Annotated in this window: 20 protein-coding genes; 1 reads left to right on the top strand and 19 read right to left on the bottom strand. The window is 34.5% G+C overall.

Annotated features, from left to right (window positions below; genetic code table 11):
- Positions 1 to 92: 92 nt before the first annotated feature.
- The 18 genes from hisIE to ACTCDL_RS09100 all read right to left on the bottom strand — a co-directional run bounded on the left by hisIE (position 93) and on the right by ACTCDL_RS09100 (position 17,870).
- Positions 93 to 743 carry a bifunctional phosphoribosyl-AMP cyclohydrolase/phosphoribosyl-ATP diphosphatase HisIE gene (hisIE, locus tag ACTCDL_RS09185; RefSeq protein ID WP_463175983.1) on the bottom strand — a complete coding sequence of 217 codons (651 nt, stop codon included), beginning with the start codon at positions 741 to 743 and terminating at the stop codon, positions 93 to 95.
- Positions 725 to 1,492: an imidazole glycerol phosphate synthase subunit HisF gene (gene hisF, locus ACTCDL_RS09180; RefSeq protein ID WP_463175982.1), complete on the bottom strand. Its 768-nt coding sequence runs from the start codon at positions 1,490 to 1,492 to the stop codon at positions 725 to 727. The genes hisIE and hisF overlap by 19 nt, the downstream gene beginning before the upstream one ends.
- Before the next feature lie 10 nt (positions 1,493 to 1,502).
- On the bottom strand, positions 1,503 to 2,225 hold the full coding sequence (hisA, locus tag ACTCDL_RS09175; protein WP_463175981.1) for a 1-(5-phosphoribosyl)-5-[(5-phosphoribosylamino)methylideneamino]imidazole-4-carboxamide isomerase: 723 nt from the start codon (positions 2,223 to 2,225) through the stop codon (positions 1,503 to 1,505).
- Positions 2,226 to 2,846 carry an imidazole glycerol phosphate synthase subunit HisH gene (hisH, locus tag ACTCDL_RS09170; protein ID WP_463175980.1) on the bottom strand — a complete coding sequence of 207 codons (621 nt, stop codon included), beginning with the start codon at positions 2,844 to 2,846 and terminating at the stop codon, positions 2,226 to 2,228. It lies immediately after the preceding gene.
- A 133-nt stretch (positions 2,847 to 2,979) separates the two neighbouring features.
- Complete coding sequence (gene hisB / locus ACTCDL_RS09165) at positions 2,980 to 3,585, bottom strand: imidazoleglycerol-phosphate dehydratase HisB (protein ID WP_463175984.1); 606 nt, start codon at positions 3,583 to 3,585, stop codon at positions 2,980 to 2,982.
- Between the two features lie 110 nt (positions 3,586 to 3,695).
- The gene (hisD, locus tag ACTCDL_RS09160; RefSeq protein ID WP_463175978.1) at positions 3,696 to 4,991 is read right to left on the bottom strand and encodes a histidinol dehydrogenase; all 1,296 of its coding nucleotides are present in this window, start codon (positions 4,989 to 4,991) and stop codon (positions 3,696 to 3,698) included.
- Positions 4,992 to 5,083: 92 nt separating this feature from the next.
- Positions 5,084 to 5,737, bottom strand: a complete 654-nt coding sequence (hisG, locus tag ACTCDL_RS09155) for an ATP phosphoribosyltransferase (protein ID WP_463175977.1) — start codon at positions 5,735 to 5,737, stop codon at positions 5,084 to 5,086.
- 4 nt (positions 5,738 to 5,741) lie between these two features.
- The gene (gene hisZ, locus ACTCDL_RS09150) at positions 5,742 to 6,959 is read right to left on the bottom strand and encodes an ATP phosphoribosyltransferase regulatory subunit (RefSeq protein WP_463175975.1); all 1,218 of its coding nucleotides are present in this window, start codon (positions 6,957 to 6,959) and stop codon (positions 5,742 to 5,744) included.
- A 436-nt stretch (positions 6,960 to 7,395) separates the two neighbouring features.
- Positions 7,396 to 8,013, bottom strand: a complete 618-nt coding sequence (locus tag ACTCDL_RS09145) for a cell wall hydrolase (protein WP_463175974.1) — start codon at positions 8,011 to 8,013, stop codon at positions 7,396 to 7,398.
- A gap of 14 nt (positions 8,014 to 8,027) precedes the next feature.
- Entirely contained in the window at positions 8,028 to 8,696 is a 669-nt protein-coding gene (locus ACTCDL_RS09140; protein WP_463175972.1) for an S-layer homology domain-containing protein, read from the bottom strand.
- 1 nt (position 8,697) lies between these two features.
- On the bottom strand, positions 8,698 to 10,692 hold the full coding sequence (locus ACTCDL_RS09135; RefSeq protein ID WP_463175971.1) for a cohesin domain-containing protein: 1,995 nt from the start codon (positions 10,690 to 10,692) through the stop codon (positions 8,698 to 8,700).
- 17 nt (positions 10,693 to 10,709) lie between these two features.
- Positions 10,710 to 11,861 carry a TonB family protein gene (locus ACTCDL_RS09130; RefSeq protein ID WP_463175970.1) on the bottom strand — a complete coding sequence of 384 codons (1,152 nt, stop codon included), beginning with the start codon at positions 11,859 to 11,861 and terminating at the stop codon, positions 10,710 to 10,712.
- Between the two features lie 9 nt (positions 11,862 to 11,870).
- Positions 11,871 to 12,281 carry an ExbD/TolR family protein gene (locus ACTCDL_RS09125; protein WP_463175969.1) on the bottom strand — a complete coding sequence of 137 codons (411 nt, stop codon included), beginning with the start codon at positions 12,279 to 12,281 and terminating at the stop codon, positions 11,871 to 11,873.
- A complete protein-coding gene (locus ACTCDL_RS09120) occupies positions 12,268 to 12,891 on the bottom strand; it encodes a MotA/TolQ/ExbB proton channel family protein (RefSeq protein WP_463175967.1) in 624 nt (207 codons plus the stop codon). The genes ACTCDL_RS09125 and ACTCDL_RS09120 overlap by 14 nt, the downstream gene beginning before the upstream one ends.
- A gap of 588 nt (positions 12,892 to 13,479) precedes the next feature.
- The gene (locus ACTCDL_RS09115) at positions 13,480 to 14,298 is read right to left on the bottom strand and encodes a PHP domain-containing protein (protein WP_463175966.1); all 819 of its coding nucleotides are present in this window, start codon (positions 14,296 to 14,298) and stop codon (positions 13,480 to 13,482) included.
- A gap of 120 nt (positions 14,299 to 14,418) precedes the next feature.
- Positions 14,419 to 14,952, bottom strand: coding sequence for a spore maturation protein (locus tag ACTCDL_RS09110; RefSeq protein WP_463175965.1), 534 nt, complete (start codon positions 14,950 to 14,952; stop codon positions 14,419 to 14,421).
- Entirely contained in the window at positions 14,949 to 15,539 is a 591-nt protein-coding gene (locus ACTCDL_RS09105) for a nucleoside recognition domain-containing protein (protein WP_463175964.1), read from the bottom strand. The genes ACTCDL_RS09110 and ACTCDL_RS09105 overlap by 4 nt, the downstream gene beginning before the upstream one ends.
- A 339-nt stretch (positions 15,540 to 15,878) precedes the next feature.
- Positions 15,879 to 17,870 (bottom strand): bifunctional 4-hydroxy-3-methylbut-2-enyl diphosphate reductase/30S ribosomal protein S1, encoded by a 1,992-nt coding sequence (locus tag ACTCDL_RS09100; protein WP_463175963.1) that lies wholly within the window; start codon positions 17,868 to 17,870, stop codon positions 15,879 to 15,881.
- A 621-nt stretch (positions 17,871 to 18,491) separates the two neighbouring features.
- Between ACTCDL_RS09100 and ACTCDL_RS09095 the strand changes: the two genes are divergently transcribed.
- The gene (locus tag ACTCDL_RS09095; protein WP_463175962.1) at positions 18,492 to 19,142 is read left to right on the top strand and encodes an undecaprenyl diphosphate synthase family protein; all 651 of its coding nucleotides are present in this window, start codon (positions 18,492 to 18,494) and stop codon (positions 19,140 to 19,142) included.
- Positions 19,143 to 19,239: 97 nt separating this feature from the next.
- Here the strand turns inward: ACTCDL_RS09095 and ACTCDL_RS09090 are convergent, their stop codons facing one another.
- Positions 19,240 to 21,642: a bifunctional diguanylate cyclase/phosphodiesterase gene (locus tag ACTCDL_RS09090; RefSeq protein WP_463175961.1), complete on the bottom strand. Its 2,403-nt coding sequence runs from the start codon at positions 21,640 to 21,642 to the stop codon at positions 19,240 to 19,242.
- Between the last annotated feature and the right edge of the window lie 246 nt (positions 21,643 to 21,888).

Raw genomic sequence — 21,888 nt, 5'->3', positions numbered from 1 at the left:
TATATTCTTTAATCCTTAACTTTAGCTCAAAGGTTTCTCCCTTCGAGTTCTGCGAACTCTTCGTGATGGAAAAATTCCCGACCGAATTTTTCCTATCTTCTATTTTCCAACTCTTGATATATCTCTTTTAAATCAACACCATAGTAGACCATCATCACCATTAAATGATAGACTAAATCAGCTACTTCATAAATAATCTCACCTTGATCATTCTCTTTAGCAGCCATTACTACCTCTGTAGCCTCTTCTCCTATCTTCTTTAGGAATGAATTCTCACCTTTTTTATATAATGATGAAGTATAGGAACCTTCCTTTGGATTTTCTTTTCTGTCTTTAATAACTTCATACAATTCATCTAATATATCAGAATCTAAAGACTTTTTATAAACCTCCTTAGGGTCAAATACCTTCTCTGCTTCTTTCTCCCGCTTAATCCCACGATAAAAGCAAGATTTATGACCTGTATGACAAGCTCCTCCAGTCTGTTTAACCTTTAAGAGCAAAGTATCACCATCACAATCATAATCTATCTCTACAACCTCTTGAATATGCCCTGAGGTTTCACCTTTCCACCATAGCTTTTGGCGACTTCTACTCCAAAAACAGGTTCTTCCTGTTCTAATTGTATTCTTCAAAGACTCCTCATTCATATAAGCCATCATCAAGACCTCTTTTGTCTCTGCATCTTGGATGATAGCAGGAATCAATCCCTTATCGTCAAACTTTAAATTTTTGATAGACATCTAACATTAACCCCCTCTTTCTTTAAATATTGTTTAGTCTCTTCAATTGTATACTCTTTAAAATGGAAGATAGAGGCTGCTAAGGCTGCATCAGCCTTACCTATAGTAAAGGCTTCTTTAATGTGTTCCAAATTTCCTGCTCCTCCTGAAGCGATAACTGGAATATTTACAGCCTCTGATACTGCCTTATTTAGCCGATTATCATAGCCGTCTTTAGTACCATCACCATCCATACTAGTTAAGAGAATCTCTCCTCCACCTAATTCTTCTATCTTTTTAGCCCAATCAACTACATCAATCCCTGTCCCTGTTCTTCCACCATGAACAAAGACCTCCCAAGAATCACCTTTCTGTTTTGCATCTATAGCTACAACTATACATTGACTCCCAAACTTTTGAGCACCTTCTCTAATCAACTCAGGATTATTTACTGCTGCGGAATTGATCGATATCTTATCTGCTCCTGCCTTTAATAGTTCTCTCATATCTTCAGTAGTTCTAATCCCTCCACCGATAGTAAAAGGAATAAATACCTTCTCAGCAGTCCGTTTAACTACATCAACCATCGTCTTACGCTTATCACTAGAGGCTGTAATATCTAAAAATACTAACTCATCTGCACCTTCTTGATCATAAAAAGCAGCCAACTCTACAGGGTCTCCTGCATCACGAATATCGACAAAATTAACACCTTTAACTACTCTTCCTTTATCTACATCAAGGCAAGGGATAATCCGCTTTGCTAACATAAAATCACTCCTAACCACTTATCTTAATTGCTTCTTCTAAATCTAGACTATCGGTATAGATTGCTTTTCCTGTAATCACACCTACTACTCCATCGCCTTCTATCTTCTTTAATTTCTTGATATCCTCTAATTTAGATACCCCTCCAGAGGCGATAACTTTTAACCCTGTCTCTTTTGCTAAGCTTTGAGTACTCTCAATATTTGGTCCTGTTAAAGTACCATCTTTGCTGATATCAGTAAAAACTACCCATTCTACACCTTTAGCCTTCATGGCTTTACCTAAATCAATAATAGTAGTATCAGAAGTTTCTAACCAACCTGCAGTGGCTACATAATTATTCTTAGCATCAATTCCTACTACAATTCTCTTGGCACCAAACTCTTTAATTCCCTCCATAACTAACTCTGGTTTCTCAATCGCAGCTGTCCCAATAATTACTCTATCTACTCCAACTGATAAGTAATTATTGATAATCTCCATAGTTCTGATTCCACCACCAACTTGCACTGGAATCTCTACCTCTTTAACGATTTTAGAGATTAACTCTAAATTAGTAGGCTTACCATCTAAAGCCCCATCTAAATCAACTATATGTAAACGACTAGCCCCTTTGCTTGCCCATAATCTAGCCATCTCAATTGGATCACCATACACAGTCTCTTGTTCAAAATCACCTTTATATAAACGGACACAATTTCCATTACGAATATCTATTGCTGGTATAACTTCCACTTACTCTACCTCCTCTACTATCTTCCCAAAATTCTTAAGAATCTGTAAGCCCTTATCACTACTCTTTTCTGGATGGAATTGAGCACCATAGACATTATCCTTAGCAATACTAGCTACAAACTCAATCCCATAATCACTTGTAGCACCTACTACATCCTCATTCTCTGTTTCAACATAATAGGAATGTACAAAATATTGGAACTCTCCATCAACTAATCCATCATAAATTCTATTATCCTGCTTGAGATTTAATTGGTTCCAACCCATATGAGGTATCTTAAGACCTAAATTACTAGGAAACTTCTTAACTGAGCCTGAAATGATATCTAAGCCTTTAGTATGACCAAACTCTTCACTCTCACTAAATAGTAATTGAAAGCCTAAGCAAATACCTAAAAAAGGCTTTCCTTCCTCAACTACTTGATAAATCGTATCTATCAAATCCAACTCTTGCAGGTTCTCAATCGCATCCTTAAAGGCACCTACTCCAGGTAGCACAACTCCATCTGCATCAAGTAACTGTTCTTTTTTATTAGTTATTTTTGCTTGATAGCCAACCTTTTCAAAGCTCTTTTGTACACTTCTTAAATTACCCATCCCATAGTCTATGATTGCAATCATTTTATCACCTCGCTTATTAAGTTTACAGTTGACAGTTGATAGTGTACAGTTAACATATTTAAAAGCATAGAAACTAATAAGATCTTAAATGATTTCGAACTTAACTGTACACTGTATACCGTACACTGTCAACTCACTCAAGTTTCCCTTTCGTTGACATTACCCCTGTAATCCTCTCATTAATAGCTACAGCCTTCGATAATGATCTGCCAAAGGCTTTAAAGATACCCTCAATAATGTGGTGAGTGTTATAACCTGCTAGCTTTCTAATATGTAGATTAAGACCCAAATTAAAGGCTACTGCTCTAAAGAACTCCTCTACTAGCTCTGTATCAAACTCTCCCACCTTATCCTTTAGTCCATCTACCTCGCAACTTAAATAATACCTCCCACTTAAGTCCAAGGCTATATGCACTAGAGCATCATCCATTGGAACAAACTCACTCCCATAGCGATTAATTCCCACCTTATCTCCAATGGCTTCTTTGATAGCCTGCCCCAGCACAATTCCAATATCCTCTACAGTATGGTGGTCATCTATCTCAACATCACCCTTAGCCTCCAATTCCAAATCAAAAAGACCATGTCTAGTAAATAAGTCTAGCATGTGATTTAAAAAAGGAACAGGGGTATCAATATTAGAGTTTCCACTACCATCTAAATTTATCTTTAAAGAGATCTCTGTTTCACTGGTCTCTCGCTTAATATCTGCTATTCTCATTTCAAACCTCCTCTTAATTAGTGTGAGTAGTGAGTGGGAGTGGGAGTGTGAGTGAATTTAAAATAGCCACAAAAGAACTATAATATTACAATGTGTTATTTATATCACACCCACACTGACACTCACACTTAATTTTCAAACCTTACCTTAATACTATTAGCATGGGCATCTAACCCTTCTACCTCAGCTATTCTAACCGCATCATCTTTAACCTTCTCCAAACCTGCTTTGGTATAGAAGATAATACTTGATTTCTTTCTAAAGTCATCTATATTCAGTGGAGAATAGAATCTAGCTGAGCCTCCCGTTGGTAAGACATGGTTAGGTCCAGCAATATAATCACCAATCGGTTCAGCAGCATACTCTCCCATAAAAATTGCCCCAGCATTCTTTATTTTACCTAAGATTGCAAAAGGATCATCAACCTTAACCTCCAAGTGCTCTGGAGCAAAGCGGTTAGTCAAGTCAATCGCTTCCTCTAAATCTTGAGCTACTAAGATAGCACCATAGTTTGCTAAGGACTCTTTACAGATATCCTGCCGAGACAACTTAGCTAACTGCTTCTCTAGCTCTAGCTTAACTTCCTTAGCTAATTCCAAAGAAGTTGTTACTAAGATACTTGAAGCTATTGGATCATGCTCTGCCTGTGATAATAGATCTGCTGCTACAAAACGTGGATTAGCACTCTCATCAGCCAATACCAAGACTTCACTTGGTCCTGCTAACATATCGATATCTACATAACCAAAGGCCATCTTCTTAGCCAAAGTAACATAGATATTACCCGGTCCTACTATCTTATCAACCTTAGTCATGGTCTCAGTACCTAAAGCCAAACCTGCTACTGCTTGAGCACCCCCAACCTTATAAATCTTATCGACTCCAACCTCTGCTGCTGTTACTAAAGTATATGGATTAATCCCTCCATCTTTAGAAGGTGGAGTCACCATAATTATCTCCTTAACCCCTGCTACCTTGGCTGGAGCACCATTCATTACTACCGAAGATACTAAGGGAGCACTACCGCCTGGTACATAAATCCCTACCTTCTCTAAAGGCTCAAACTTCTGACCTAAAATTACACCATCCTCTTTGATATCCATCCAGCTTTCTTGCAGCTGTTTGCTGTGAAATTCACTTACATTCTTAATAGAAACTCTAATTGCCTTTAAAAATTCATCATCAACTTGCTTGTAAGCCTCTTCAATCTCCTCTGCTTGTACTTCTAACCCCTTATCTTTTAAGTCTACCTGATCAAAGCGAGCTGTATACTCAAAGATAGCTTGGTCTCCTTTAGTTTTGACATTATCCCAAATCTCAGCCACAGCCTCTACCTGAGCTTCATTGTCAAAGGATGACCGGTTTAATACTTTATCTAGCTCTTTCTCTATCCCTGTTTCAGTAGTCTTTAATATCTTTAACATCTTTAATCCTCCCTCTTTAAGTTCAGTGTCTGTGTGAGTGATTAGTGTGAACAGATTAGAAACAATTTAAAATATAAAAAAAGTTCTGAACGTTACGCACTCACACTTCCACTAATCACCTTTTTCATCTTTTCAATTATATCTCGAATTCTTTTATACTCTGCTTTATAACTGACTTGATTAACAATCAATCGTGCCGAAGATTCTGCTATTTCAGCAATCTCAATCAGATTATTCTCCTTTAAAGTCGTTCCAGTAGATGTGATATCAACTATCATATCTGATAAGCCGATGATAGGCGCTAGCTCTATAGAACCATTTAACTTAACTACTTCTATCTGAATTCCATTCTGATCAAAGTATTGCTGAGCTACATTGACATACTTAGTAGCCACTCGTCCTGTAGGTGCTAATTGACTTAAGTTAGTAATACCTTTATCTTCAGGTAAAGCTACAACCAATCTACAATAACCTAAGCCTAAATCTAATACCTCACAGACCTTTGCTCCTGCTTCTAAGAGTACATCCTTTCCTGCTACCCCGATATCAGCTACTCCATTTTCAACATAAGTCTGCACATCTACCGCCTTAGATAAGATAATATCAATATTATTAGCTTCATCAGTCAAGACCAACTTTCGTGAATCATCATCAAGGTCTCGATTTACAATTCCAGCTTCTTGTAAAATCTCAACTACCGACTTAAATAATCTCCCTTTTGGTAAAGCAATAGTTAATTTATTCATACCTCTACTCCTCTCCATCTACTAAAGTCTTAACTTTAGCCTCTAATTCTTCTCCTACTACCTTTAATTCTAAGCCTTTACTGGCTGTATACTCTATAACTTCTACTAATTCTCTAGCAAATATCTCAATCTCTACCTGCTTACCTCTTCCTCTCAATTCTTCTGCCAGAGCAAAACCTTCTTTTTTATAAGCAGGGTCTATCAACAGCAAAACCTTCTCCTTATTAAGAGGGAAGTTATAATTTTGCTTCTCTAAAGATAATAATAACCGGTCGATACCTATTGCAAAGCCAGTAGCAGGTACTGAATAAGCAAATTTACTTACCAGCTTATCATAACGTCCTCCACCACAAATAGTATAACCTAAATCCTTAGTATATCCTTCAAAGACGATTCCTGTATAATAATTAAAATTTCGAACTACACTAAGGTCTATACAAATATAGTCACTAACACCTAACAACTCTAAATTACGATACACTTCCTCTAGATTAATCAACGACTCCAATGATTCTTGATTATCTACTAAATCTTTAGCCTTTTCAATAATCTCTATCCCACCCCGCAACTCTTGAGCTGATAAAATGGCCTCTTTCTGTTTTTCAGTCAATTCTGTACTAATTAGTAGTGCCTCTAATTCTACTACATTTCTTTGCGATAAAGCTTGACGGATTGCATTCTGCTTTTCTTCTTCTAACTTTGCTGCTTTCATAATCCCAGTAAAATAGTCTACATCACCAATATCAATCTTAAAGTTCTTAAGCCCCGATTGTTCAATTGCTTTAGCTGCCATAGCAATCACTTCAGCATCACCCATTGGACTTCCTACTCCCAACAGCTCTATACCTGCTTGATAGAATTCACGATATTGTCCTGCCCTTGGACTAGTATAACGAAAGACATTACTCTGGTAGGATAAGCGTAAAGGCAAAGGACTGTCCTTTAATTTAGTGGCTGCTACCCTAGCAATAGATGCGGTCATCTCAGGTCTTAAAGCCAAAATTTGACCTTTGCGATCAAAGAACTTATACATCTTAGTCTGCAATCCTTCTGTTCCAGCCGATAGTATATCATAAAATTCAAAGGTAGGTGTAATAATCTCCTCATACCCCCAACCTTTAAATAGATTATGCAATTTATCCTCTATGTATCTCTTCTTCTCTGCTACTTCTGGCAAATAATCTCTAGTTCCCTCTGGTCTCTGTAATTTAATCAATGTCAAAAGAACCCCTCCTCAATTACTTTATTACGTTAAAGTGATGATTTATTAAAATATAACATATATCCTTCTAAGTGTCAATAACATTTTGTAAAAATCAATTAACCTTAGTCAATTATTGAATAAATTTAGCTTTGTTGTTTGTAAATTAATTCTACTTTAATTTATTTTCCCCTTTATTCATAGCTTCTATTATTGGATTCGCCTGTAGAAAAACTCTAAATATGTCGTTATGTAGTAGTGCGACACTTTCGTGTCAGGAATCTGGAATCTGGAATCAATCTGTTTTGCTGATAACTGGTTCCTGACTCCTGATTCCTAAAAGTGTCGCAATATCCCAATAATACCTAATTTCAAATTATATATTCTTAACACTCCTCTTTAAAGAAAAATAAGTCTCGGGAATTCCCGAGACTTATTTTAATATCAATATTCAATTCTACCTAGCAAAGACATGGCTACCAATTTGAACTGTCTTCTCCCTAGTTTCTAGCCAAGCCCTTCCTACTGGATTAGCAGTTATGGGATTATAGAAGTAAAGAGCACCCTCTGTTGGGTCACTTCCTCTAAAAGCCTCTTTAGCTGCATTATATGATGATTCATTAGGCGGCAGATAGATCTGTCCATCATCTACAGAGCTAAACTGCTTCTTTTGATGAATCACACTATAAATTGTATTAGGAAATTTATTACTAATTACTCGATTGAGAATAACTGATGCTACAGCTACTTGACCCTCAAAGGGTTCTCCCCTAGCTTCAGCATGAACTGCCCTTGCTAACCAAGTCAGTTCATCTTTAGTATAACTCATACTCTCTCTACTTCTATGCCCACTCCAGCTTGACCCTTCTGCACTTTGACCATCGCCAAACAATTTGTTAAAAGCATAGATTAATACTATTGTAAAAGCTAAACCTTTATAAGCATCTTCTTTTGCCACCTCTGCTGCATATGCCTGATATGAAAAAGGGGCAAAAAGAGAAGCAAGGCAAGGCATTATTAATAGAAATACCAAAGTAAAAGCAATAATTGAAATAGTTCTACTCTTTCTCTCCATTTTATCCCCACCTTCTAGTTACTAGCTGACAATAATAAAGAAATAATTAAACCACCAGTCAACCAATAAATATTCTTCTTTAATTTATTAATCTCTTGCTGAGTTCCTGAGCCCTCTTCTAACTTAGTTAATCGTTTCTGTAAAGCTTGATTATCCTTCTCTAAAGAGCTTAATTTCTCTTCTAATTTTTTAGTTCTTTCAGCCTCTTCTTTTAAATTCTTTAGTATCTTAGCAACTTCTTGTTGCAATTGATTGATTCTATAATTTGTATTGACTACATCTTCTTTAAGAACTTTCTGCTCTTTATCAAGTTCTTTAACCTCACCCTTTAAATCTTCATTCTGACTGATAACCTCTACCAACTCAGAACGAAACTCTGAAGCCAAGTTCTTTAATGTCAATACATCACCTTTCTCTGGTACTACTTTACCTTGCTCAATATTATTTAAAATCTTAGCAATAACCTTCGCAAGTTCATAACGACTCACCTTATTCTCACCTTTAAATTTATTATCTTCATATAAAGACATATATCCCTTCTCTACTAGCTCTTTGACACTCTTATAAGCCCAATGGCTACTCGAGATATCATCAATTTTAGTATCAGCAAAAGCCGGAAGTGTAGCTGTAGCTACAAAAATGAAGACAAGCATAAAACTAATAAAACTATTTCTTACTTTCATATTAATTCCTCCTAATATTAAGTAAATTGTTAACCTTCTCCAGTTTTAGTTGCTTATTATTCTTATCATAAGCTAGAAAATCTTCAAAAGATAAATCAAAACTTCCTAAAGCCTTAATTCTAAAATGGAGTTTGGCTACTAAACCATCTTCTATATCCTGTTCATTATCCAAAGAAGCAGAGATTCCTTTAATTAGCCCCTCATGTTGGGAAACCACAGGTAGATCCCAACTCAATAACTTACCATTATTAATAAAGAGATTACCACGAGATACATAAATAGCCTCTAAGACCTTATTATTATAGCTAATATTGGTCTTTAATTGATAAAAGTCTGCTATATTCTTCAATCTTATTTCAGCAGTTAAATAATCACCTACTTGATAACCACCCTTTTTAGGTGCAATCTCTATCTTTGCTTTGGGTTTTAAACTGGGAATCAGGATATTATTTTTAGCTATTTCACTAAGAGCATTACTACTACTTAACTCTATTGAATAAGGCAATTTGCCATCAACTAGAGCTAAAGGTTTGACCTTCCAGAATAATTCAATATTTTCATTAGGTTCTAAAAATCCTATAAACTTCTCCTCTTTATCACCTTTGCTTAAAGTTAGGCCAGGTGGTAGAGCTAAATAGCCTTCTATTCCATAAGCTGTCGATGCTCCATAATTGGATATCTGAGCTTTTATATAAAAGCTATCTTTTATTAAGGAATCATCTTCTGCTTCCATCTGCTTAGGTGCCTGTAATTTTAACGATAATTTAGGTGGTCCAACAAATTTTAGCCCTCTACTTACTTGGTTATCATCGGTATTTTTAGCAGTGGCCTTGACTGTATACTCTACCTGCTGTTGTGATAACCTTCTAGGGCGAACCTCCCACATTACCTGTGCAGTCTGTCCTGGTGCCAAATTACCAAGTTCTTTTACCTTATAATTATCTATAGGTTCTAAGTTATCTGGAAGTACTAACTCAACCTTCACATCCTTTACTGTAATTTCAGCAGTATTCTGAATGTAAGCTACAATTTCTACAGTCTTATTAGGGTTGTCCATTACTACCTGTGCTGGTGATGTAACCCCTAAGGAGAGTAATCCTGGTACAATGGTAATACCTCCTAAGCCATAATTAGTTACATAAGTTTTAGTTTCTCCTGGCTTAATAGTACTTTCCTGCCAGAATAATGCCATAGCACTATCCAATTCAAACTCACCTTTGCGTAAAAACTCTTCTCCAGCTTTAAAATCAAAATCCCAAGGACCATCTGCTAAACTTCCCCAATCAGCAAAATAGACTTCATCAGGCGTAGTTACCCCAGCCCCTTTAATAGTTCCCTGTGCAGTTACCTTTGGATCTCTTAATTCATCAAAGGCCTGCCAGAAGGTTGGTACCTCCTCCTTTAAGAATAGACTATCACTAGTAACTGCTTGATTTGTAATTCTAAAGGGCGCACCATCATTTTCACCTAACATAGTATCAATCATAATTCTGGTACCTATTTGGTGCTCTACTTCATCTTCATTTGTCACCCGATAGGTTATCTGTAAAGTATCAGGCAAACCTGTAGTACTACTCTTAACAAAATTTAAAATTTGACTAACAACTATCTTATTAAATCTATATTTGGTGATAATTCTATTCTTATCTAGGGTAGGCTCTTGAAGCAACTCACCATACTCTCCATTGCGACCAGCCCTTTTATCAGTCTTACCACCAAAAATATAGTTTTTATTATCTATTCTAAAGGTAGTATAAGAGGTCCAAGGATGAGGATGACCATAAAGTAACGGTTTACCATCATCACCACTTCTAATTGGATCTCCTCCTGTAATATCAACAGCAAATCTACCTTTATTAAATTCATTTTGATTGACAATCACAGAGATATAGTCATTCTTCAACTGTAAATTGCCATATTGATCTACCTTAGCACTAACCTTAGAGGATATTAGTGCTAATAGTAGTATTAGAATCATCCCTAATTTTCTCTTCATCCTCTAACACCTCATTTCTAATCAAAGGATAAATCCAGATATTCAATACTAACTGGTTCTTCATTATTATAACGGAAGTGAACTACTAGCATCACTTCATAATCGGATTTATCAACCTTAAATTTCCACCCATACTGAACTGCTCTTTTAGCATAACTATTTAATTGCTTATGTGAAGAAGCTTCAACAACCTCTATCTGATCAATCTTTCCACTAGCCTTAACCTTCACCAATAACTTCACATCACCCTCTATCTCTGTATTTTGTGCATTTTTAGGATAACTGAGTTTTGGCTGACTAATGACCATATCTTTAGGCTTAGGCGGTGGTGGTGGTTCTACTTTAGCTTCTTCTTTGACCTCTTTTGGTTGACCTTCACTCTGATTAGTATTGTCTTGGTTAATCTCTTTAGTACTTTCTTCGTTAACCTCTTCATTCTTCACAGCTTTATCAGTTCTAGCCTCTGTCACAGTCTCTTTCTTAGCTGCAACTTCCTCTTTTTTATCAACCTCTTTTTGAGCAACTTTAATCTCTTCAGTACTAGTCTGACTAGTTATTACCTCATCTACCTCTTCTTTAACCTCCAAAGTAGCTTCTTTGGCAGGCTCTTTAATAGGCTCTTTAACAACTTCTTCTACTTCCTCTATTATATCTTCCTTAGCATTATCCTCTACTACAACTTCATTGTTCTCTTCTGCCTTTGGACTTTCAGCTTTCTCTTCACTATCTTGGTCTATCTGCCCTTTTATATTAGACTCTTCTTCAATGTCCTCTGCTACTTGAGCCACCTCTTTTACTTCAGGCGTTTCTTCTATTACCTTTTCAACCTCTACATCTTCTGCTAGATCTTTAACCTCTCTTGTATCTTCAGTAGTGTCTTCTACTTGAGGTCTTTTCTCCTCTTTCTTCTTCTCTAACTCCTCTAATAGTTCCTTCTTTTCTGACTTACTATCTTCTTGATATTGCTGAGATAGTTCTTGATTTTCAGCAACTACATCTTCTAAATATAGTAAGTCTAACTGACTTGTATAATTCATGGGATCACTTTGAAAAGCAGGTTGAACACCTGGATTGATAAAAGATAGCATGTACAACAAAACTCCATGAATAATAATAGAGATAATAAAAAACCTAGGAAATTCTCCTTGTCGTTTCTTCTTATATGCCATAATTATCACCTAATCCAATTTCTCTTTATTGGCTGCCAGCGCCAATCTATAGCCACCAGCATTACGAACTGTATCCATGACATTAATAATATTCTCATATTTTACTTCTTTATCAGCCTTGATAATAAAAACAGCATCAGGTGACTCTTTAATGATTTTGGATACTTCAAATTCAAGGAGCTGACTATCAACAAGATCTCCATCTAAATAAACCTCACCATTTTCAGCAATATTTAAAGTTAATTTAGTATCTTCCTTCTGCTGAGTAACCGTTTTAGCCTTAGGTAAATTAATCTCCAATCCAGTTGGAGTAGTCTTAAAAGTTGTAAATAGCATAAAAAAGACTAGCAAAAAGAAGATAACATCAATCATTGGTAAGATTTGAATGTTAGGCCTCTTCTTTAAATTAGATTTGAACATTATTATCACCTTGGCTTAAAGCTTCAACTAAATCTACAAACCAATAGTTGATATCCTCAATTCTATCCTGTACTAAGCCTAACAGATAAGTATAAATTAACATTGTAGGAATAGCTACAACTAAACCTACCGCTGTACTGATTAAGGCTTCAGAGATTCCAGAACTTAAAGCTGCTGGTGTTGCCATCCCTTGAGCACCGGCTAAAATATTAAAACTATCAATTATCCCCAATACTGTCCCCAACAATCCTAGTAAAGGAGATATTGTCGCAATTAAATCAAGTACTCCTAATCTTTTTTCTAATTTTTTAATCTCATTTTGCCCAATCAACTCCAAGTTGCTTCTTAACTCTTCTTTACCTTGACCATAATATTTAATTCCCTCTTCCAACATTCCAGCTATCGGCCCTTTTGCATTCATTGCAATCTTTTTGACTTCACCAATTTTACCTTTAGTCAACTTTAGTCTCACTGTCTCCAATAACTTGAAATTATTACCTTTAGCCTTCTTTAAATAGATTAACCGCTCTAAAGTAACCGCTAAGCTCACTACTGAACAGAATAGTAAAGGTATAATTGTTGCCCCACCTTGTTTTAAAATCTCCAACATAATTTGTCCTCCTTATAATCTCTTATATTTTAGAAATTCAATTGCGATATTCTATATATGCTTAAATACTCTACTTTATCAGCAGATAAATTTATTGCTAACATTAGTTCTTTATAAAAGAAAACACCTATTAATAATTCATAAATTGTCTATAATAGATTGTTTTTAAGTTTATTAATAAGATTATAGAGAATACAGTCTTTTAAAAGAGCATATTTTGAGTTTTATCGACATTCCATAGTATAAATAAATAACTCTAAAGTGAAAGTTAATGGGTAGATTGCGACACTTCCTTAGAGTTGACGGTTGACAGTGGACAGTTTACAGTAAAAAGACAAAACCTTATACTTTAAAGGGATTCAGTGCTTTTGAACTTAACTGTTAACTGTACACTGAAGTAAAAGTGTCGCACTATCTCTCTATAATAACATCCTATCAGGAGAGGGGAATAAAAGATGCTTTAGTCCTCTCTCCTAAGGTAGGAGAGAGTTAGAGTGAGGTCTGAAAATGATTTTAAAATTTTTAAATTCCACTCTAAAGTTGAATAACTATATTTCTGCTACTTATGCACTTATTAACTCTACAATCTTATTTAGCCTTTAAATCCTTAAGCAATCCATAAGGAGCTTTGATCTTCCCTATTAATATTTCTCCTTTACGTTCTGGGCCATGGCAATCTGAACCACCTGTTATCAATAAATTTTTCTCTTTAGCATAATCTAAATATCTTTGACTATCAACCTGGTCATGCTCAGTATGGTAAACCTCTATCCCTTCAATCCCCCATTCTAATAAATCCTCTAATAAATCATCCCTTTCCATCAAAGCAGGATGAGCAATCACAGGGACTCCTCCTGCCTTTTTAATAATTTTAATAGCTTCCTTTGGAGTTATCTTCTTTCTCTCTACATAAGCTGGAGCACCTTTGGCAATATATTGATCAAAGGCTTGGCTCCATTGTTGGACATACCCCTTATTCAACATAATTTGGGCAATATGAGGACGACCTAGAGCACCTCCAGCAGCCAACTTGCTAACCTCCTCAAAATCTATCTCTAATCCCAAATTGTTGAGTTTACCAACAATCTTTCTAATTCTATTATATCTAGCTTCTTTTAAATCAGCTAATATATTTAAAAATTTCTGATTTTGATAGTCAATATAATAACCTAAGATATGAATTTCAGTATTCTCATAATCTGTATTCATTTCAATCCCAGGGATTAATTCGATCCCTAATTTTTCAGCAACCTTCAACCCTTGCTCAATACCACCTACAGTATCATGGTCAGTAATTGCAATAGCACTAAACCCCAACTCTTTAGCTTTAGTAACAAGCTCTGTAGGAGTATAGCTCCCATCAGAGGCTGTAGTATGCAAGTGTAAATCTACATATCTTTCTGTCATCAATCTTCTCCCCTATCATATCAACTTATGTTAATTTACAGATAACTTAATTGATAATTATTTATCTATTATAATATTTCATAATAACTTATTCAATACCAATAGTCAAAAATCCTCTTTTTATCCAAAGACTAATCGACAAATAAATACAGCTGCCAAAAATCCTGCCAGATCAGCTAGCAAACCAGCTAAAATTGCATGGCGACTATTTTTAATACCGATAGCACCAAAATATACCGCTGCTACATAGAAGGTAGTTTCTGTACTCCCCTGCATCGTTGAGGCTAGCCTACCAATAAATGAATCTGGACCATATTGATTAATTAAATCTGTTACAACTCCTAAAGACCCAGTTCCAGAAAGTGGTCTAATTAAAGCTAATGGAATTACTTCCTGTGGGATTCCTAATATACTTAAAGGCTTGCCTAATAGATTTAATACAATATCCAAAGCTCCAGAAGCTCTAAAGATAGAAATCGCCATTAACATAGCCAGTAAATATGGTAAAATTTTAACCCCTACTCCTATACCCTCGACTGCACCATCTGTAAAAGTCTCATAAACTTTAACTTTCTTTATAAAAGCAGAAACTAAAATTATAAATATGATTAGAGGAATAGCCCATTGGGAAAAATAATTTATAAAATTAATCATCTACTCCTCAACTCACTTATTTTGATTAAAATTCTATTGGCAATTAGCCCTACCACCGTCGAGCAGAAGGTAGCAAAAATGGTTGTTCCTATAATCTCTGTTGGCTGTACCGACCCTGCTCCTATCCTTAAAGCAAGAATGGTAGTAGGAAGTAGAGTAACACTAGAGGTATTAATGACTAAAAAGGTGCACATAGCATTAGAAGCTGAGCTTTCACCTTTATTTAACTCCTGTAATTCCTGCATCGCTTTAATTCCTAGTGGTGTTGCTGAATTTCCTAATCCCAAGAAATTAGCACTTAAATTCATCATTATTGAAGCCAAAGCAGGGTGGCTCTTAGGCACCTCTGGAAATAATATCTTGGCTAGTGGTCTGAATAAATTTGCTAAAATATCAGTTAATTGAGCCTTTTCAGCTACCTTCATTATCCCCAACCACAATGCCATAGGACCAATTAGTTTAACTACTATCATCACACTATCTTCTGCACTCTCCAAAATAGCTACAGAAACCGCTTCCATCCTGCCATTAATCGCAGCTATAATTATACCGATAACAATCATAGTAAACCAAATTTTATTGAGCATAATTCTCCCTCCCTACTCTAAGTTTATGCTCAACAAAGAAGGATATGAAGTCTGTTAAGACAAATACTAACATATAATCTCAATCAGTAATTTGGTTTTAAAACTTAAAACTATATAGAAATAGTGTGACACCTTTAAGAATCTGGAATCAGTAGTCAAGAATCAGTTATAAACACTGGTTCCAGATTCCTGATTCCTGATTCCTGATTCCCGACACGAACGTATCGCACTATCCAATTAACCGCTACAATTACAACCAACTTTATTCTATCGTTTTAAATGAAAAAGCCTTATTTGCTTAATTGCAAACAAGGCTTAGCTTTAATCAATTATATTAGATTAATTGTCAAATAGGTCTCCAAATACATCACCTAATTTGACTCCAGAACCTTCATCATTATCAGTACTAAATTCTGGTTTAGATGCTGTTTGTTTTTTAGGTTTTGCTTTAGGCTCAGGTGCAGGCTTTAACTCTTTAATACTTAACCCCACTCTTCTATCATCCTCTTCAATGTTAATAACTTTAGCTTCTACTTTCTCTCCAACACTGACAGCATCCTCCACTGTAGGAATATGCTTATGGGACAATTGAGAGATATGGATTAAACCTTCAACACCTGGCTTAATTTCCATAAATGCTCCAAAGTCTACAGTTTTAGTAATCTTACCTTCAACTACATCCCCAACTTTATACTCTGCAATAAACTCTTCCCACGGATCAGGTTGAATTTGTTTTAAACCTAAAGAAATTCTACCTTCTTCAGCATTAACACCTAAAACTTTAACTTTAATACTTTGACCTTCTTCTAAAACATCTGATGGATGGTCAATTCTTCCCCAAGAAATTTCAGAGATATGTAAAAGACCTTCTGCTCCACCTAAGTCAACAAAGGCTCCAAAGTCTACAAGCTTAGTTACAGTACCTTCAACCTCTTGACCTGCTTCTAAAGAAGCAAATAACTCCTTTTTCTTCTCTGCTAACTCTTCTTCCAATACAACTTTACGTGAAAGAACAATATTATTGTTCTCTTTTTCAACTTCAATCACCTTTAATTTGAAGGTTTGACCTACAAACTGGCTTAAATCTTCTACATATTCAATAGCAATGTGAGAAGCAGGAATAAATCCTCTTAATCCAATATCAGCAACTAAACCACCTTTTACCTCTTTACTTACTTCTGCTTCTATAATCTCACCATTTTCATAAGCAGTTTCAATCTTGTCCCATGCTTTTTGGCTATCTGCTCTCCTTTTAGAAAGAATAGCTTTACCCTCTTCATCTTCAGGATTTAAAACAAATACCTTTACTTCATCTCCTACAGCAAGTACTTCTGTAGCAGATTTTCCTACATTGCTTACTTCATTAGTAGGGATAAAACCTTCAGTTTTGGTTCCTACATTTACATAAGCACCTTCTTCTGTTACTTGCTCCACTTGACCACTAACAATATCACCTTTAGTTAGTATCTTAGCTTCTAAATTTTCTTCTCTTGAATCTTTGATTTCAGACATAGTCATTAAAACCTCCTTAATTATCCAGTTGGGGGTTGATGCCCCAGCAGTAATACCTACTTTTTTTATATTTTTAAACCAATCAAACTGTAACTCATCTGATCTTTCAATATGGTATGTTATTGCTCCATTTTCAGAACAGATTTCAGCTAAACGATTGGTATTAGCACTATTATAGCCACCTATCACTATCATTAGATCAACTTGCTTAGAAAGTTCTGCAGCCTCATTTTGTCGCTCTCCTGTAGTTGTACAGATTGTATTATAGACCTTCAATTCTGCTACATTGCGTAATAAATAATTAGTCAGATTCTGTAAATTCTCTAATGATTGAGTTGTTTGGGCTACAACTCCTACTTTTTTTAGCTTATCTAATTTATCAAAATCAGATTCACCCTCGATAATAATTGCTTGATTATTAGTATAACCCCAAATAGCAATAACCTCTGGGTGATCCTTATCTCCACTAATAATCACATCATATCCATTCTCCATTAATTCCTTAGCTTTCTCTTGGGCACGCTTGACAAAAGGACAAGTTGCATTCACAACATTTAAACCTTTTTGTTCAGCTTCTGTGAGTACTTTAGGAGGAACACCATGAGAACGAATAATTACTGTTCCCTCAGATATCTTGTTTATATCATTTTCTACTTCAATGCCTACAGATTTTAACTTTTTAACTGCTTGTGGATTATGTATTAAAGGACCTAAAGTATGTACTGCATCTTTTGCTTCTGTTCCAATTTCTAGAGCCAAATCCATTGCGCGATTGACCCCAAAACAAAAACCTGCATTCTGTGCTAAAATTACTTCCATCGTTGTTTCCCCTTCCCAACAATACAAAATCACTTTGTCATGTTTGTATTATTCCCATTTAATAAATAATTATTAAATATAATTATAGAAACTTTACTCTTCTAAAAAATTTCTCTAGATATTTAAAATATCCTGCATATTAATCAAAAAAATTGATAAAATCAAATCTAACTACAACTTATTATAACAAAAAACTAACTAAAAAAAAAGAAATTTTATCCTTTTAGCTATTTAAATAGTTTATTATATAATAAATTTTATCGATTTAGCAATGTTATAATAAGCTATTTCTATGATATATTTACAGGTTATATATAGATATCCAAGTCTAAAGTGTAATTTAATGGGGATATTGTGACAGTTTAAGTTTTAGCTACGGGTTTTAACCCGTAGTGTAACATGTCATCATCACCACAGGTTGAAACCTGTGGCTAATAACTTTATCATTATAAAAAGTGTCGCACTATCCTTCTATTGTTTCATTCTAAAGTTGGATGACTATAGATTAATTGACACAACAACTTAAAGCTCATATTTATATCTTTAAATTTAGATTTTAGGGAATATATTAGCTAATTAATGAAAGAATAGTACTAATAGTATTTTCGAGGAGGGAAATTAATGAGAGTTCCAGAGCATATCGGTATTATACCTGATGGTAACAGACGCTGGGCTGTAAATCAAGGTTTATCAAAAAAGGATGGCTATACATATGGACTAGCTCCAGGATTGGAGGTCTTTAAATTATGCCAAAAGGCGGGGGTCAAAGAACTGACCTATTATGGTTTTACTATGGATAATACCAAACGCCGTTCTGAACAGACCAAAGCCTTTACCCAGGCCTGTATTGAATCAGTCAAACTAATGACTAAGGAGGACTGCTCTTTATTGGTCTTAGGAAATACAGAATCTAATATGTTTCCAGAACAATTATTGCCTTATACCAAAAGAATAAATTTTGGAAAAGGCGGAATCAAAGTTAATATCTTAGTCAATTATGGTTGGCACTGGGATTTAAGTGCTTTAAATAAAAAAACTATCGGAGAAGGTTCTAAAAAAGGGATAATTGCTTCCTTAAAATCTAAAGATATCTCTAGAATCGACTTGATAATCCGTTGGGGAAAGCGTCGCAGGTTAAGCGGATTCTTACCAGCTCAATCGGTATATTCAGACTTTTATATTGTTGATAGCTATTGGCCAGATTTCAAAGTTCAACACTTTTATGATGCACTTAGCTGGTATGCTAGTCAAGATATAACTTTAGGAGGATAAAAAATCATACTACAATTATTAATACCTATCTTTTTCTCTTGATTATCTTTTAATATAAAAAAGACTATTTCCAGATTTAATCTGGAAATAGTCTTTTTTATATTAGTTTGATAGCCTTATCTTTATCTACAGGTCTACTAAAATAATATCCTTGGATTATATCACAGCCCCTAGCCTTTAAAAATTCTAGTTGCTCTTTTCTCTCTACACCTTCAGCAGTAACCTTTAAATCTAAGTTATGACCTATAGTAATAATCGTCTCAGCAATTGCAGCATTCTTATTATCAATATCATCTAGAGTTAGTTCTCTAATAAAGGACTGATCAATTTTTAAAGTATGGATAGCAAATTCTTTCAAATAACTCAAAGAAGAATAACCAGTACCAAAATCATCAATAGCAATCTTGACTCCTAAACTTTTCAACTCTTTTAATGATTCGATAGTATAACTAATATTCTCCATAGTTGCCCTTTCAGTTATCTCTAATTCTAAAGATTTGGGCTCAATTCCAGTCTCTAATAAGATTTCTTTTACTTTCTTTACAAAGTCAGGGCTTTGAAATTCTTGAGGAGCAATATTGACAGAAACATATAACTCTTTATAGCCTAATTCTTGCCATTGCTTTAATTGCTGACAAGCTCTTTTTAAAGCCCACTGCCCTATATCAATAATCAGTCCATTCTGTTCAGCTAATGGAATGAATCTAGCTGGAGAGATCATACCTTCACTAGGATGATGCCACCTAATTAAAGCTTCAAACCCTTGAACTTCTTCATTGTTAGCATTAATCAAAGGTTGATAATAGAGAATGAACTCTTCTCTTTCTAGAGCCAGTCTCAATTTAGCCTCTAGACTCATCCTTTCTGATAGCTCGTTCTCCATACCAGCAGAATAAAACTGTATATCATTTCCACTTCTATCTTTAACTAAATGCATTGCCAACCCAGAATTTTTAATCAACATTTGAGCTGTATAACCAGATTCTGGATAAACCGCAATTCCTAAACTACTTGTTAAGTAGATAATATCCCCATTAATTGTATAGTGCTGATTAATCTCACTTAACAAGTCTTGACCTTTTAGTAGAATCTCTTTCTTATTCCTTAATCCTTTTATATAAAGATAAAATTCATCACTAATTCTTGAAATCATAGTCCCTGCTGGTAGATAATTTTTCAAGCGCATAGTTATACTCTTCAATAATTGATCTCCAACTTCATGACCAAAGCTATCATTAATAGTTTTAAAGTTATCAATACCGATAGATAACATAGTTAAGTTATCCCATTTTCTTTCACAATTACTAGCTCGACTAGCTACTTTTTGAGATAGATTTTGATGCTCCTCTAACTCTTTATCTACTTGCTCTGTAAAACAAAATAGATTCACTAATCCTGTTAAAGGGTCATTATAGGTTAGTTTATTTATGGTATCCATCATCTTATTAAAGCTATCTACTGCTTCACCAATCTCATCTTGACTTCTTTTTTGGGCACGAACCGATAGATTGCCCTCTGCTCCCTTATTAAAGGTATCTTTAAGCTCTACAATAGGTTTAGATAGACTATTAGATATAAAGATACTAAAAATAACTGATATAATTATAGTAATAAAACCAATTAAAATTAGCTTTTTACTTGTAGCAGATAATGGACGAATAAAGACCTCTTCTGAAACAACTGTAATCAATTTCCATCCATTAGTTCCTTTGATATTATGATAGAACAAATAGCTATTTTCATCTTCAGTCTTATATTTAACCATTCCAGAATCGCTCATCTTAATTTTAGAGGAAAGAGATACTAATTTCTCATCAATAAGATTAGAACTTTTAGTAATATTTTCCTTAATAATCATTTTATTGTTAGGGTGAGCTACAATATCTCCTTTATTGTTTATAATGTAGGAGTAAGAGTCAAAATGCTTTATCCCTAGTTTATTAATATAGTCACTAAATTGATTTAAGTTTATTACTGCTGCCAATAATGAAAATTCACCTTCATTATCTTCTTGTAATGGTGTTGCTATTACAATAATAGGTTCTCCAGTTGATTTTGATATTATTGGATTAGAGATATAAGTTATCTTATTATTCAAAACTATAGAAAAATAATCTCGATCACTAATATTTCCTACATTAGTAGACCAAGTAGTACTATAATTACCTTCTTTATCGGCAATGAAAAAGAAAAAATAATCGCTAGACCTTTTAGCCAGCTCTTCCTTCAAATAAACCTGCTTTTCTTGCAAGTTATGACCCTCTAACACATGAGTACTGGCATAGGTTTCTAAATCTCTTTTTCTCTCTGCTAGCCAACTACTAATTAACTTTGAATGCATCTTTACATCATTCATCCCCATATTAATACCTAAATCACTTAAATTTCTATTTGATAATATGGTAGATGCAAAAATCAAACTTAAAGTCAGTAGCACACTTACCATTAAAACTAAAATCATAATTTTAAATTTAATGCTTAAATTTGAGAGTTTTAACATAATTATACCTCATTCCCCGATAGTAACTTTTATCAAATTAAATCTATGATAGTTTCATATTTTTAATCTTTAATCGCCACTAATAACTTATAACTAATTAATACTAACTGATTAAATCTTAATATAAAGTAAGTTCTTAGTTTCAAAGGGAGTTTTAGAGAAACTTAGGTTTGGGATAAATTTGGTACTAAGATTTAATCACCATATTAATCATATCAAAGCATAAATATATTTATGCCTGTCTCT

The sequence above is a fragment of the Orenia sp. genome, assembly GCF_055140805.1.
This window is presented reverse-complemented; position numbering and strand designations above follow the sequence as displayed.